At 56.5% G+C, this 13,699-nt stretch carries 14 protein-coding genes; 3 read left to right on the top strand and 11 right to left on the bottom strand.

The annotated features are described in order from the left end of the window. Positions 1-24: 24 nt before the first annotated feature. The 4 genes from AC2TF6_RS10925 to AC2TF6_RS10910 all read right to left on the bottom strand — a co-directional run bounded on the left by AC2TF6_RS10925 (position 25) and on the right by AC2TF6_RS10910 (position 4,624). The gene (locus AC2TF6_RS10925) at positions 25-405 is read right to left on the bottom strand and encodes an ArsR/SmtB family transcription factor (protein WP_491311003.1); all 381 of its coding nucleotides are present in this window, start codon (positions 403-405) and stop codon (positions 25-27) included. A gap of 54 nt (positions 406-459) precedes the next feature. Beyond that, positions 460-1,056, bottom strand: a complete 597-nt coding sequence (locus AC2TF6_RS10920) for an NAD(P)H-dependent oxidoreductase (protein ID WP_491311002.1) — start codon at positions 1,054-1,056, stop codon at positions 460-462. Positions 1,057-1,461: 405 nt separating this feature from the next. Continuing rightward, positions 1,462-2,133 carry a uracil-DNA glycosylase gene (locus AC2TF6_RS10915; RefSeq protein ID WP_491311001.1) on the bottom strand — a complete coding sequence of 224 codons (672 nt, stop codon included), beginning with the start codon at positions 2,131-2,133 and terminating at the stop codon, positions 1,462-1,464. A 16-nt stretch (positions 2,134-2,149) separates the two neighbouring features. After that, positions 2,150-4,624, bottom strand: coding sequence for a type IA DNA topoisomerase (locus AC2TF6_RS10910; protein ID WP_491311000.1), 2,475 nt, complete (start codon positions 4,622-4,624; stop codon positions 2,150-2,152). Positions 4,625-4,920: 296 nt separating this feature from the next. Here AC2TF6_RS10910 and AC2TF6_RS10905 point away from each other — a divergent pair, with 296 nt between their 5' ends. Together AC2TF6_RS10905 and AC2TF6_RS10900 are read left to right on the top strand one after the other, a co-directional pair. Beyond that, on the top strand, positions 4,921-5,199 hold the full coding sequence (locus AC2TF6_RS10905; RefSeq protein ID WP_491310999.1) for a BadF/BadG/BcrA/BcrD ATPase family protein: 279 nt from the start codon (positions 4,921-4,923) through the stop codon (positions 5,197-5,199). Positions 5,200-5,204: 5 nt separating this feature from the next. After that, positions 5,205-5,912, top strand: a complete 708-nt coding sequence (locus tag AC2TF6_RS10900; protein ID WP_491310998.1) for an ATPase — start codon at positions 5,205-5,207, stop codon at positions 5,910-5,912. A 167-nt stretch (positions 5,913-6,079) separates the two neighbouring features. Here the strand turns inward: AC2TF6_RS10900 and AC2TF6_RS10895 are convergent, their stop codons facing one another. The 6 genes from AC2TF6_RS10895 to AC2TF6_RS10870 are packed head-to-tail and all read right to left on the bottom strand — an operon-like array spanning position 6,080 to position 10,481. After that, positions 6,080-6,616, bottom strand: coding sequence for a redoxin domain-containing protein (locus tag AC2TF6_RS10895; protein WP_491310997.1), 537 nt, complete (start codon positions 6,614-6,616; stop codon positions 6,080-6,082). A 6-nt stretch (positions 6,617-6,622) separates the two neighbouring features. Continuing rightward, positions 6,623-7,363, bottom strand: a complete 741-nt coding sequence (locus tag AC2TF6_RS10890) for an ABC transporter ATP-binding protein (RefSeq protein WP_491310996.1) — start codon at positions 7,361-7,363, stop codon at positions 6,623-6,625. Beyond that, entirely contained in the window at positions 7,356-8,174 is an 819-nt protein-coding gene (locus AC2TF6_RS10885; protein ID WP_491310995.1) for an ABC transporter permease, read from the bottom strand. The genes AC2TF6_RS10890 and AC2TF6_RS10885 overlap by 8 nt, the downstream gene beginning before the upstream one ends. Next, on the bottom strand, positions 8,171-8,737 hold the full coding sequence (locus AC2TF6_RS10880) for a nitrous oxide reductase accessory protein NosL (RefSeq protein ID WP_491310994.1): 567 nt from the start codon (positions 8,735-8,737) through the stop codon (positions 8,171-8,173). Before AC2TF6_RS10880 ends, AC2TF6_RS10885 begins: the two co-directional genes overlap by 4 nt. Continuing rightward, entirely contained in the window at positions 8,734-10,101 is a 1,368-nt protein-coding gene (locus tag AC2TF6_RS10875; RefSeq protein ID WP_491310993.1) for a right-handed parallel beta-helix repeat-containing protein, read from the bottom strand. The genes AC2TF6_RS10880 and AC2TF6_RS10875 overlap by 4 nt, the downstream gene beginning before the upstream one ends. Continuing rightward, entirely contained in the window at positions 10,098-10,481 is a 384-nt protein-coding gene (locus AC2TF6_RS10870) for a FixH family protein (protein ID WP_491310992.1), read from the bottom strand. The genes AC2TF6_RS10875 and AC2TF6_RS10870 overlap by 4 nt, the downstream gene beginning before the upstream one ends. A 194-nt stretch (positions 10,482-10,675) precedes the next feature. Between AC2TF6_RS10870 and AC2TF6_RS10865 the strand changes: the two genes are divergently transcribed. Continuing rightward, positions 10,676-11,023 (top strand): hypothetical protein, encoded by a 348-nt coding sequence (locus tag AC2TF6_RS10865; protein ID WP_009672845.1) that lies wholly within the window; start codon positions 10,676-10,678, stop codon positions 11,021-11,023. Positions 11,024-11,263: 240 nt separating this feature from the next. On the opposite strand, the gene AC2TF6_RS10860 is transcribed toward AC2TF6_RS10865, so the two are convergent. After that, on the bottom strand, positions 11,264-13,699 hold the full coding sequence (locus AC2TF6_RS10860) for a glycoside hydrolase family 31 protein (RefSeq protein WP_491310991.1): 2,436 nt from the start codon (positions 13,697-13,699) through the stop codon (positions 11,264-11,266).

The raw sequence follows: 13,699 nt of genomic DNA, 5'->3' as shown, positions 1-13,699 counted from the left end.
ATCCTTCGGCAGCATTTAGGGCATCTAACGTTCGGCAGCGGCGCCGCCTTCGCAAGGCCGCCCTTCGCCTTCTTCCCCGCCCGCCGCTTCCGGCGGGCATTCTTTTTCGAATGCCGCGATAAGATCTTTCATGAGCCTCATGGCCGATCCCGCATCCAGCGCATAATATTTTTCCGTGCCCTGCTGACGAATCGTTACGATCTCCGCCTGCTTGAGCAGTTTCAGATGATGGGAAATGGCCGGTCTCGACAGGTGCGAATGCTCCGTGATGCTTTTGACGTTCATGGGCCCGTGCTTGCCGAGCAGCAGAATAATCTGCTGTCTGGCCGGGTCTCCCAATATCCGGAACAGATTCGTGCACTGCTCGAAGTATTCCATAGTGGTCCGTTCAGTTGTTCCGCTCATACGATCACATCTTTCTTCATCGATGCGGCCCAAGTGGATGTCGGAGGAGGACGCCTAGATCAGCTTGCGGCCGAGGTTCTCGGCTTTGTTCAGCCAGGATTTCCGCTTGTCCGCCGTAGATAGTTTAAGCGATCCGAGCGTTGTCACGCGTACCGGCTTAAATCCGCTGAATTCGAGGGTCCCCTTCTTCATCGCCTTGTGGCCGGGACTTCCGCTTATAGTCTGATAATACCATACCGGTGTGTCCATCGTCACAATGAGGCGGGCGCTCCTTCCCTTAAGCAGTTTTTCCCAGGTGATTGAGTCCTTGCTCTTGTACTTAAAAGCGAAGCCCGATAGAAATACCCGGTCAATCATCCCTTTGAGAAGAGCGGGCATGGTCCACCACCAGGTCGGATACACGAACACGACGTGGTCGGCCCAGCGGATCGACTCCTGGATTCCAAGCAGGTCGGGCTCCAGCTCCGTCCGCTTCCTGTATCCGTAAGCCAGATTCGGATTGAAATCGAGATCGCTGATCTGAACGAATCGGATTTCCGCTCCGGCTGCGATTGCCCCCTTGCGGTACGATTCCGCCAAAGCGCTGCAGTAGCTCTCCCGGTCGGGATGTCCTTGAATGATTAAGACGCGTGATGGTGCCTGTGTTGTCATAAGAAGAAACCTCCATCTGATCGTTAATTAAGTTCATATGTTTAAACATTTAAACCTTTAAACCAAAGATAAGCCCCCTTTCGTTTTTTGTCAATCAAAAATCATGGCTGATGAATCCGCAACAAAAAAAGCCTTCATGCGAAGGCTTAAGAATTTCCGTAAATCTTCCGGTATTTTTCACTACAATCTTGGAGCGTCACCAGACTTTCTAAACGTTAGCGTACAAACGGTGCAAAATTGTGTATGTATTTTCAAGAAAGCTTGTAACACGGCACGAAAGATGCAGCAGCCCTTTGGAACAAACAAAAAACCGCGCATGCGCGCGGCTTTCGAATGACGGATTCGTCGGATAATTTTCCCTATTTACAAATAAATGTAAAAATGCGCGTTTCAAACCGCTTCCGTTTATTCCGGCAGACACCAGTCAATCGGCTCGATTCCCTGTTCCCGAAGCCATGCGTTGGCTTTGGAATAAGGCTTGCTGCCGAAAAATCCCCGGTGGGCGGAAAGCGGACTCGGATGAGGAGCTTTGATGACGCCATGCCGGTTCAAGTCGATCAGCTGCGTTTTAGATTGCGCATGACTGCCCCACAAAATAAAAAGAACGGGTGTTTCTTTGCGGTTAAGCGTCTCGATGACTTTATCCGTAAATAGCTCCCATCCTTTCCCCTTGTGGGAATTCGCTTCACCGGCCCTTACGGTCAGCACGGTGTTCAAGAGGAGCACGCCCTGGTCGGCCCAGTGCTTCAAATACCCCGTTTTCGGGATCGGACAACCGATGTCTTCCTTCATTTCCTTGAACATGTTTTTAAGGGAAGGCGGGGCGGGTACGCCCGGTTTGACGGAAAAGCTCAGACCATGCGCCTGACCGGGGCCGTGATAAGGGTCCTGCCCCAAAATAACCGCCTTCACATCCTTGAACGCCGTATAGTGCAGGGCGTTAAAGATATCGTGCATCTCCGGATAGATCGTCCGCTCCGCATATTCCTGCTTCAAAAACTCTCTCAGCTTCAGATAGTACGGTTTCTCGAATTCCTCCAACAGTAACTCTGCCCAGTCGTTCTTCAAGATCGTCATCACTTATATCCCCTTCCTATTCCTCCGTTTCCAGTCTTCCGGTAGACGGATCTGCAAGAACCAGCCGGGCCGAAACTTCCTCTCCGCCCTGCCGTTCCAGTTTGAGTTTGGCGGTTTTGCCTTTTTCCAGCAGCGCTTTCACCTGGGCATCCGTCAGGCTCCGTCCGAAGCTTTCCTTCCAGATGACGAAGGTGCAGCCGGTCTTGTAATGCGAACAGCCATATCCTTTCTTACCCATAAAAACGGTTCCGCCGCAGCCCGGCCGAGGACAAGCGCCGACTACGCGCGGGCCGTCCGCCGGTCTAGCCGCAGCCGGAGCTCCCTGGACGGCCGCCTGTCCGGCGGATGCCCCGCGGGAGCTCCGGCCGGAAGCCTGCCCCCTGGCGCCCTGGGAGTTCTGCGCGGCTGCCTCCGCTCCCGCAGCCTCCCGCACGGGTGCCTGTCCCGCTGTGACGCCGGCCGCTCCGCTTCGGGCCGAAGATGCCCGGCCTGCCGGCGCTCCGCTTCCGCGGGCCGCGTTGCCTGCGACTGCGCGCGCCTTGGGCGCCGTTCCCGCGGCTGCGCCGTCCGTGCCGGAGGCTCGCGTCTTGCCGGCCGCGGCCCGTCCGCCCGCTTTCCCGGCGGGCTCGTCGCCCTCGAAGGCGGTTCTCGCCGCGCGGTTCTGGACGCGGACTTTGTCAACGATGAGCGTGGCGAATTTTTTGACATTTCGCATAAACGTCTCATCGGACGCTTGTCCGCGTGAAATTTCATTGAGCCGGCGCTCCCACTGGCCCGTCATCTCCGGCGAAGTGAGCAGTTCCACGCCCGCCGCGCGTATCAGCTCTACGGCCGTCCGGCCTTTGGGCGTCAGCGTGATACGCTTGCCCTGCATCGTGACGTAGCCGACATGCTTCAGGCGCTCGATGGTCGCCGCGCGGGTAGCCGGAGTTCCGAGACCGGAGTCTTTCATCGCGTCGCGCAGCTCTTCATCCTCGATCTGCTTGCCGGCGCTTTCCATCGCCTTCAGGAGCGTGCCTTCCGTAAAAGCTTTCGGCGGCTGGGTCTCCTTCTCTTTGGCCGCCGCATCCCTGCAGTGAGCGCCGAGAGAAGCGTTCAGAGAAAACGGCTCGGACGTTTCTTCTTCCTCGGCCTCTTCCTCTTCTTTTCCCTTGTCGTCCTTCGTTTTTGCGCGTTTGCCGTCTTTCTTGGATTCGGGGTACAGCACTTTCCATCCGAGCTGCAGCAGCTCCTTGACGGTCGTCTTGAACGTTTCTTTCTCCACTTCCGTCAGCACGGTGTGCACCTTATACTCGGCGGCCGGATAAAACTGCGACAAAAACCGGCGCACGATCAGATCGTACACCTTCTGCTCATCGGCCGACAGTCCGCTTGCCCGTTTGCCGGTCGGGAGAATCGCGTGGTGGTCTTCCACTTTGGCCGGGTTGCAAATCGCTTTATTGTTTTTGTGGACCAGATTCCGATTGGCCTGGCGGACCCACTCGTCGTAAGCCGTTCCCTGGAGGGCCGTAAGCGTTTTGTGCATTTCGGGGATGTTCTGCTCCGTCACATAATTCGAGTTCGTTCTCGGATACGAAATGACTTTGTGCTTCTCGTAGAGCGCTTGGGCCACGTCCAGCGTTTTTTTCGCCGAAAACCCGAGCTTGGCATTGGATTCCCGCTGAAGGAGCGTCAAATCATACAGCTTGAACGGATATTCCTTCGTATCTTTGACTTCGTAAGACGCGATGCGGGCCGGTTTTCCTTTTACTTTCGCCGCAATGCCCTCGGCCTTGGCCGGGTCCGTAATCCGTTCTCCCTGCCACAATCCGCGGTAATCCGTCTGCTCCTGGGCGAAAAACGCCTCCACCTCGTAAAACTTCAAGGAGGAGAAATCTTCGATCAACTTTTGGCGGTCGTAAATGAGCGCCAGCACGGGAGTCTGAACCCGACCGACGGATAAGAGCACGTTATGCTTGGTCGTAAAAGCCCGGGAACCGTTCATGCCGATGATCCAGTCGGCTTCGCTCCGGGCCCTTGCGGCTCTGGTCAGATTTTCGAAATCGGAGCCGTCCTTCAACTGCTGAAAGCCGCTCCGGATCGTTTCCGCGGTCAAGTCGGAGATCCACAGACGCTTGACGGGCTGCTTTAATTTCAAGTGACGCTGAATGAGCGAGAAAATATGCTGGCCCTCGCGCCCCGCGTCGCATGCGTTGACGATTTTGTCGCACTGTTTGGCGACTTCCTTGATCACTTTGAGCTGATCTTTCGTCCGTGGATTCGGCAGCAGCTTGAATTCGTCGGGAATAATCGGCAGATGCTCGAAACGCCATTTCTTGTATTTTTCATCGTATTTATCGGGTTCTGCAAGCTCTATAAGGTGTCCAATGGCCCAGGTAATGATATAATCCGATCCTTCGATATACGTGCGTTTGTTCGCCGCTTTCGGTTCGATGACAGCGGCAATCGTCCGGCCCATATCCGGTTTTTCGGCAATCACAAGTGTTTTCAAAGGCTATCTTCCTATCTATGTATCTCGCTGCGTTTCCCGCAGTGCAAGACATCCATCTTTTTGTCGTTCCGGCGCCAGGTTCTTGTTTCTCGTACACTTCAGTATATCGGCCCGGGAGTATCCCTGCAAGGATGGAAGACGGGATAGAAGGATGTTCGGCAAGAAAATTCCTCCGAAATCATGGTGTGCGGCAGGTCTTGTCCGTCCTGGAAAAAAATTTTATAAGGCGCATATTACCAAGGTCTGGAATCTGGGTTATGATCCTTCTGAACGATTATTATCGGCAGGGGGTTAACATGACCGGATTAACGACGAAAACGTTTCTTCTCGGAATGGACGGCGGCGGCACGCATACCCGGGTTCTTGCGACGGATCTGGCCGGTAACGTGCTGGCCTACGTGGAAAAAGGCGCCTCGTCCATCCACAAGGACGACCGTGCACGGGAAAATGTCCAAGGCGCAATTCTGGAAGCGGTTGCGCAGGCCGGCAGGACATTGGATCAAGCGGCCTCGTTGACCGCAGGAATGGCCGGATACGCCACTCCGAATCCGATCTTCCCTGGGTTCGCGGGCTAACCGACGTGGAAGGGTTAAGCTGCCCCCGGCAGCTTGTGAATGACGCTGTTGTCGCTCACAGCGGCGCTTTGTTGTCCGAACCGGGGATCATGGTTATTGCCGGCACCGGATCGATCATTCTGGCCGTTACGGACGACAACAGGCACATCCGCAACTACGACTTGCATCATTACGCGGCAAGCGCGGCGCGTTTTCTCGGCTATGACGTCACGTACGAGGCTCTTGCGGGCAATTGGGACGAGTCGGATGCGGATTTGATCGGCGGCATACTGGATCACTGGGGCCTCGAAACGCTGGAAAGTTACTCCGAGCTCGCGTGCGCCGGCTTCATTCCCGACACCAAGGCGCGCAATAAAAAGTTCGGTGAACTGGCTCCCCTGATCACCGGAGAGGCTGTGAGGGGCAGCCGGCTGGCCCGGACGGTCTGCGACCGCGCGGTTCACCAGATTTCGGTCGGCATCGAGCTTCTGGGTTCCCGTTTTAACGGAGAGACGGTTTCCGTGGCGGCTGCCGGAAGCGTCGTGAACAGCCCTTTTTTCAAGCAAAAACTTGCGGAAAAATTAAGCGTCGGCAACCGCAAGACCTACCGCTGGCAGCCGCCCGCCTTCTCCCCCGCAGCCGGTGCTGTCCTGATGGGTTACCGGAGCCTCGGTATTCCCCTGACGGAGAAGCTGCTGGATAATCTGCGGAGGCATCCCGCCTGCGGATGCTGATGCTGATTCTGATGCCGAACACCCCCGGTCATCTCCGCCGGACGGTATACAGCGGCGATATAAAACGAATGAACGAAAAACTCCGGACCTTCGGCGGTCCGGAGTTTTTTAATAAGGGCCGTAAAAGAACTGTCAGGCTTCCGGCTTAACCCGAAGCCAACCTTCATTCATCTGCTCAGACTTTGCAGCAGCTTCTTTACTTCCGAAGAGCTGGTCAGCTCACCCGGACGAACCGCCGCTATTTTGCCGTCGGGATCAATCAGGAAGGTGGCCGGAAGGCCGACGACCCGGTATTTTCGGGCGGCCTCGCCGCTCGGATCGAGCAGGACGGGAAATGCAAGGTTTCCCTGCATGGCGAATTCGTTCGCCGTTCCTCTCGATTCGCCTACGTTGACGGCAACAATCTCCACGTCCGGAATTCCTTCCAGGTAAGCTTCATTCATACGGGGCATCTCATGCGTACAGGGGCCGCACCAGGAGGCCCAGAAATTAAGCAGCACGCCCTTGCCCCGGTAGTCGGAAAGCGCGACGGAACGGCCGTCCAATCCGGTAACGGTAAAATCCGGCGCCATCGCACCGGCCCGGACGGCAACGGCAGTCTCCTCTGAATCCGCATGGTACAGGGTGTACGCCAGAGCGGCCGCGATCAGCCCTGCGATAAGCAGGACGGCTCCTCGCCGCAGCTTATGTGTCAAATCTCCCACCTCCCGCTAAACCCCGCCGTCCCCGCCGGTACGATAGCCGAACAGCTTGGAGAAGGCCGCCTGCAGCCCCCCGGGACCGTATGCTTCCCGGAAAGACTCGGCCGTTCCCTCTTCGGCTATGCGCCCTTCTTTCAGGAACACGACATGATCGGCGGCCGACTCCGCCACGCCAAGCTGGTGCGTGGAGAACAGAACGGCATGACCTTCCCGCTTCGCGTAGCGGACAAGCTCAACGAACGAATCCATCCAGTAAGGATCAAGTCCGTTGGTCGGTTCGTCCATGATGAGCAGCGCCGGCTTGGCCAGCAGCGCCTGGGCGAACAGCAGCCGCTGCCGCATGCCTTTGGAGAAGGAGCTGACCGGCTTGCGCCTCACATCGGCCAGTCCGACCAGCTCCAGGGTTTCCAGCACTCTCGCTTTGGAAACCTTCCGCAGCGAAGCCCAGAATTGAAGTGTTTCCTCCGCCGACAACCCTTGGCCGAACAAATAATCGTCCGGCATGTATCCGATCTGCTGCGCGTACGCCGTGCGGTTTTCTTTCCACTTGCGGCCGTTCACCTCGATAACCCCCGAAGTGGGCTGCGTAATACCGGCGATCATGCGCAGAATGGTACTTTTCCCGGCTCCGTTCCCGCCGCAGAGGGTCAGCACCTGTCCCCTGCTTATCCGGAGGTTGACCGAGTGGATAATCGGCTGCTTGCCGATTTTTTTATGCAAGTCCGACACTTGCAGGACATTCTCAGCCACGGGAGCGCCCCCTTTCCCAGATCCAGTTGGCCAAGCCTGCGCATACGGCGATCCAGACCAGGCACAAGCCCATAAATATCAGGGTTCCTTCCGGACGGCCGATCCAGCGGACCCACTCGTAATATTCGGGCCCCAGCGCCGCTCCTCCGCCGAGCTTCACGACGACAAACAACCGGACAAGCTCTGCCGGGTTCAAGAACGTGAGCACCACAAGCGCGCTTTTGATCCAGACGTAAGGAAGCTGGCCGAGAACGGCAATCAGCAGCGTCGGCCAGCCGATCACCGCGAAAAACCACACCGCCACACCTGCGGTCAGCGCCTGCCAGCGGTTTTTGGCAAACGTGCCGAGCACGAGTGCAATCGCGAGAAACAGCAGAACGAGCCCCGTGGAAAAGGCGAAAAACAACCCGAGCGTAGCCGGCTGCAGCCCTCTTCCGGTCAACGCACCGACTACGCCCGTCAGGCCGTACCCGAAGGCGACGATGGTCAGCATGACCACGGTCAAACCCGTATATTTCCCGGCAATAAACGCAAAGGTAGCGAGCGGATACGTGGAAAGAAGCTGCCAGCTTCCTTCCTCCTTCTCCGCCGTTAACGAAAACGAGCCCAGCAGAAGCGTCATAAGCGGAAGTAAATATAAGATCAGATTGAGCATGGAAGAGGTAGAGCTTGAATAGCCCTGTACGAAGCTTTGAGCGTTAATAAGAAGCAAGGACAGGCTGAATAAAGAAAAGAGGGCCATAAACGAATAGGCCCACGGGTTTCTAAACCCGACTTTCACTTCGCGCAGCGCAATCGTCAGCACGTTCATTTGCCGTGCGTTCCATGGTCGCCGGCTTTGCCGCCGTGAGCGTCCTTATCTCCGCCTTCCGGCGTGACGCTGTGGTCATGGCTTCCGCCCATGTTCATCATGCTTTTATTCTGTTCCCACGTGTGCTTGCCGAGATCCGCAGCCGTCATCACTTTGCCTTTTTTCTGGCTGTCCGCGAACTTCTGGGCTTCCGCTTTGTCCTTAAACGAATAGATGCCGTAAGCCATCGGGGATTTGAAGGAAGGATCGTACACGTAAGTCGCATCCTCATACTTGATCCACTCTTTATTGTTGTAATCCCGGACAAACTGGACTTGGATGGGGTTCGCCGCATTTTTCCCTTTCCATTCGTTCATACAGCCGAGATCGTCGAATTTGTAGGTTTTCCCGTCTTTCGTTTTGAGCTGGACGGCAAACGCGTCGTCTTTGATCTGCATGTTGCAGATGGCGCACTTATCCGTTTCTTCGTTGATGGGCTCCGCCTGATCCTTCGCTTTCCCGCATGCGGACAAAACCGTCAAAATCAGCAGAACACTCAGCAAAAACAAACCTTTTCTTTTCATATCCGTCTAACCCCCACATAATAAATTGTACTGATCGACGCCAGCAGCAGCAGAAGCCCGAACACTAGAGTCGTATTCCCCGCCGCTCCGCTTGACGGCTTTTGTTCCGGCCCCGTTCCGGGCTTCATCATAGGCGCTTCGTCTTTGGTCCAGCCTTCGCGGTCCGAGGTGTACATACTTTCGAGAAACTGCATCCCCGGCGACTGAAAAAACAGCTGGTAAGCGGGAACCTCCCCCGTCAATCTTTGAAAAAAAGGATTCAGCGCATACGACAGATCGCTGCTCCCGTCCCCGTCGCTGTCCAGACCGCGGAACGCTTCCCAGAAGTTGCCGCTGAATGCGTTGCTCTCGCTCTCATTCGCTTCCGCCTCGATTACGTTGCCGATAAAGCGGTTTCCGGTGAAACGGTTATTTTCCGATTCCAGAAACTGGACGCCCACGAAATTTTGCAGCACGTCGTTGTTAACGAAATCGTTGGATCCCGATTGCTCGACATATAGGCCGACCCGGTTGCCCTCCACTTTGTTGCCGGTTACCTTCGAATTATGTACGTCGAAGAACAGCAGTCCCTGCGAGTTCACGCTCTCGCTTTGTTTCGTAAAAGAATTGCCGGATACCTCGGCTTCCTTGACGCCCATGATCATGGCGCCCGTGACGTTGTACATGCCGATGTTGTTGCGCACGACCGTCCCCTTCGTGTACATGCAGTGAATCCCGTACCGGGAATGTTCGACGGAGTTGGCCTCCACCTTGTTCCGGTGGCTGCTTTCCAGATAAATACCGTCGTTCATGGAACTTACTTGGTTGCCCGAGATCACGTTATCGTGCGCGTTGAAAAGATCGATGCCATTGCGTCTTTCGGACAGCTTGGCCGCTCCGCTTCCGGTCCGGACGACGGAATTATTCTCGATCCGGTTATGCCCCGTATCCCGCAGCAGAATGCCGAAAGCATCCGTGCGGATATCCAGCGAATGAAGCCAAGCTCCGCTTCCCTGGACCAGCACCGCGGGTATGTCGGAAGACGCCCCCTCCCCGTCCTGCTCGATCTGCAGGCCTTTCAGGGAAACATCGTCCGCCCGGACGGTGATAGCGGGCTTTCCGCTGCCGTCCTTGTTCCTGACGACGGCGCCGCTCTGCCCCTCGATCACGATGGGGCGGGCAATATCGGCCGGGCCCTCGTAGGAGCCTGCCGGGAGCCGAAGCAGACCGCCGGACGGCGTACGGTCGATGAGCTCCTGCAGCGCGGCGGGCCGGGCCGCACCCGCGGACGGCGGAGCCGCTTCCGCCCGCTGGTGAGGCAGCCATACCCCGGCTGTCGCCGCGGCACAGACGCACAGCCACAGGGGAATCAGACGGAGCTTCATGAAACGTCAAGCATCTTTTTCTTGGTGATGTGCAGCACTCCCTGGTAGAGATGCACGTAAATGGCATATTTGCCGGGCTGATCGAACGTTTTCTCTATCGAGTAATTTCCGTCCCCGCTTGTTTTCGCATCCAGCAGTTCCGGAAGCCCGCTGTTGTCCGCCATGCGGACGTCGAGCTGGACTCTCGCCCCCTCTTGTGTGGTTAATCCGGTAATCTGCGCCGTGACCACCGCTTTCTCGCCTTGTTTGACCGGCGTAGGCTCGGTGACGAGATCGACTTTGACTTTGGCCGGGTCCTGTCCCTTAAGTTCGGACGAGCAAGCCGTGACGGCAAACACCAGAAGAACGGCCAGCAGAAATCGGCTGATCGGTTTTAGCAAGGCAAGGCCTCCTTTCCTTTCGCTTCCATTATTCTTACACGCGGCTGCCCTTTTTAATATGACTCAACAGGGCTATTCTCGTTAACATTGTGTGAATAGTTTATTTTGTCCGGAACAAATAAGTTTTACTGCGGTTAATTTGTTGCGTGCCGGAAACATTAAACGGGAAGAAACAGACAAAGGAGAACCTGCACATGTTTATGGTATACGGAATCGCCCTGCTTCTGGCGGGACTTCTGACGATCAACAGTATCTTCTCGTACCAAAGCAAACACATTGATCCTTCGCTTTGGCAAACCTTGTGGTTTCAGTGCAAAATGATCCCGCTGGTGTTTGCGGCCAACGTCATGATCGGATACGGCGTGAAGTTCTGCTATAAGACGACGGGCAACCTGACCTTGTCCCTAGGCATATCCAAAGGCATCGAGATTTTTATCTGCGTGCTGATGGGTTACATCTTCCTGAAGGAAATTCCGAACTGGAAAACCTGGGTCGGCCTCGGTATCGTGGTCGGCGGCTTTGTGATCACCAAGCTGAAATAGCGGTGCCGAGACGGAGTAAGCAGCAGAGGGACTGTCCGCACGAATCGGACAGAAGCGGGCGGATTTGAGCTTATCCTCACCTGTTTTGTGCACAGCTGCCACAGATGCTCCCGGGCTGCTCTCCGCCCCGTCAGCTCATTCGCGATACAGCGGTCATACACCCGGGCGCGCTAAAAAGCTTCGACCCCTGAAGGGGCCGGAGCTTTAGCGCCGGAAGCGGTCTGACCGGGCGCTGAACGATCAGGCGCGGATGTGCACAACTTGCTGCGGGGTGTCCGCCGTCCGGATCAGAATCTCTCCGGCAGCTTCGTCGTAAGCCCAGCCGCTTGCGGCCCGGTCTCCGCCGATCGTGCCGGCATCCAGACGCTGGAGGCCTTCCATCGCCGCAGGGGTGAATCCCGCATGCTTGATGCGGATCAGGAAGCTGCGGTCTGCGTTTGGCAGCCCGCTGTGCTCGTAAGCCCAGGCCAGCTTCATGCCTCCGTCCGCCGCTTCCGTGGACATCCGGATCACATTGTACGCTCCCTGCTCGTACCCGTAAGTGATCCCGTCGTCTTCGTACACGGTTCCCTCGGAACTGCCGCCGGAAGTATAGATGCTCCACGTCAGAGACGATGCCGATTCCTCGTCCGCATGCTGTTTAAGCGGCTCTTCCGCAAGGATAGCTCCCGCTTTGATATACATCGGCATAATGTGGAGCGGCGCGTGGGCGAGGATATGCTTCGGTCCCGCATGCTTCTCCCCGCTCCAGTAGTCGATCCACTCGCCTTCCGGGATATATACGGCGCGGTGCTCCGTATCGGGACGGTAGACCGGGGCGACGAGAACGCTGCTGCCGAGCAGGAACTGGTCGCTGAGGTTCGTCACCTGCGGATCGCGCGGATATTCCAGCACAAGCGGCCGCAGAATCGGCATCCCGGTCCGGGATGCTTCGTGGAACAGCGTGTACAATACCGGCATCCAGCGGTAGCGCAGCTCGATGTAGGTGCGGCAGATTGCCTCGGTCTCTTCGCCGAACGACCACGGTTCCTGGCGGACGGAGTCGATCACGCTGTGGTTGCGGCAGAAAGGGAACAGCGCCCCCATTTGCGTCCAGCGGGCAAGCAGCTGTCCCGTGGAATGATGCGCGAAGCCGCCGATATCGGGACCCGTGAACGGAATTCCGGACAACCCCAGGTTCAGCACCATCGGAATCGCCATCGCCATATGCTCCCAGAAGCTGCGGTTGTCGCCCGTCCATACGGCGGCATAACGCTGTATTCCGCTGTAGCCTGCGCGTGTCAGAACGAACGGCCGCTCACCGCCCAGCTGCTCCCGGAGGCTTTCGAAAGTCGCTTTGGACATCATCATGCCGTACAAGTTATGCAGTTCTTCGTGCGTCTTGCTATCCCCGTTATTGCCGTGGATGACGTCGAGATCCATCGTTTTGGATTCGTTGAACACAGCCGGCTCGTTCATATCGTTCCAAATTCCCGTGATGCCGAGGTCCACGTAGAACTTGTGCTTCTCCCCCCACCATTTGCCCACGGCATCTTCCGTGAAATCGGGGAACGCGCTTTTACCGGGCCATACGTCTCCGATAAACAGCTCGCCTTCCAGCTTTTTGCAGAAATAGCCGTTCTCGATCCCTTCCCGGTAAATCGGGTATTTGGGATCTTTTTTGACGCCGGGATCGACAATCGGCACGATGCGCATGCCGAGCTTTTTCAGCTCCGCCATCATTCCTTCCGGGTCCGGGAAACGGTCCTTGTCGAACGTAAAGACGCGGTACTGATCCATGTAATGGATATCGAGATGAATAACGTCGCACGGGATGTTTCTCTCGCGGAACGTGCGTGCCAGCTCCAGCACTTCCTGCTGGTTCATATAGCTGTAACGGGACTGATGGTAACCAAGGGACCATTTCGGCGGCATGGAGATGCGGCCCGTCAGCTTCGTGTAACGGCCGACGACGTCTTTGGGCTGCGGACCGAAAATGAAGTACAGGTCATACTCCCCGGTCGTGCATTGAATCGTAAAAAGATCGGGATGCGTGCGCATATCGAAATCAGTGCGGCCGGGATTGTCCAAAAACAGCCCGTACGTTCCGGTTTGATGCATGTGAATGAGCAGGGGGATCGATTCGTACAGCGCTTCGATTTCCGGCACATGCGGCGCGAACACGTCGGAGTTCCACATCGCATAGCGCTCTCCCCGCTTGTCCAGGAAGCTCGTTTTCTCCCCGAGGCCGTAAAAATGAGAGTCCGTCCCCATCACATAGGAGCCGCTCAGCGAACCGCGTGTCGTCCACGAAAGCGTGGGCTGCTTCATCAGAAGCTCGCCTTCCGGCGTTTGAACCGTCAAAGCGAACGTTTCTTTCTCGACGATCAGGCGCAGCGCGGAAGTGCGGAATTCGAACGCTTCCGGGCTTTCCGTCCGGTCGGCTTTAACCGGTTGAAACGATTCCGCCAGTACAGCTACGGTCGCGGCCTTGAATTCCGGCTTATTCCCGTGGAACAATTTGATCCGGAACAGCCCGCTTTCCAAAAAAGTCAGCAGCAAATTGGCGTGCTGTCCGTGAATAAGATAAGAATCGTCCAGCTCCGTTACGTGTGTAGCGCGTCCGGGTGCTTTAGGGGCCACTTCCAGCACCGTATCGATGGATTTGTCGGGATGAATGGTTTCGCTCGTTTGCAT

It is taken from the genome of Paenibacillus sp. JNUCC 35, assembly GCF_058269095.1.
This window is presented reverse-complemented; position numbering and strand designations above follow the sequence as displayed.

Excerpts from the sequence above, each read along its gene's own strand:
- AC2TF6_RS10925 (WP_491311003.1), bottom strand. The coding sequence starts at position 405 with ATGAGCGGAACAACTGAACGGACCACTATGGAATACTTCGAGCAGTGC.
- AC2TF6_RS10920 (WP_491311002.1), bottom strand. The coding sequence starts at position 1,056 with ATGACAACACAGGCACCATCACGCGTCTTAATCATTCAAGGACATCCC.
- AC2TF6_RS10915 (WP_491311001.1), bottom strand. The coding sequence starts at position 2,133 with ATGACGATCTTGAAGAACGACTGGGCAGAGTTACTGTTGGAGGAATTC.
- AC2TF6_RS10905 (WP_491310999.1), top strand. The coding sequence starts at position 4,921 with ATGACCGGATTAACGACGAAAACGTTTCTTCTCGGAATGGACGGCGGC.
- AC2TF6_RS10885 (WP_491310995.1), bottom strand. The coding sequence starts at position 8,174 with ATGAACGTGCTGACGATTGCGCTGCGCGAAGTGAAAGTCGGGTTTAGA.
- AC2TF6_RS10880 (WP_491310994.1), bottom strand. The coding sequence starts at position 8,737 with ATGAAAAGAAAAGGTTTGTTTTTGCTGAGTGTTCTGCTGATTTTGACG.
- AC2TF6_RS10875 (WP_491310993.1), bottom strand. The coding sequence starts at position 10,101 with ATGAAGCTCCGTCTGATTCCCCTGTGGCTGTGCGTCTGTGCCGCGGCG.
- AC2TF6_RS10865 (WP_009672845.1), top strand. The coding sequence starts at position 10,676 with ATGTTTATGGTATACGGAATCGCCCTGCTTCTGGCGGGACTTCTGACG.
- AC2TF6_RS10860 (WP_491310991.1), bottom strand. The coding sequence starts at position 13,699 with ATGCAAACGAGCGAAACCATTCATCCCGACAAATCCATCGATACGGTG.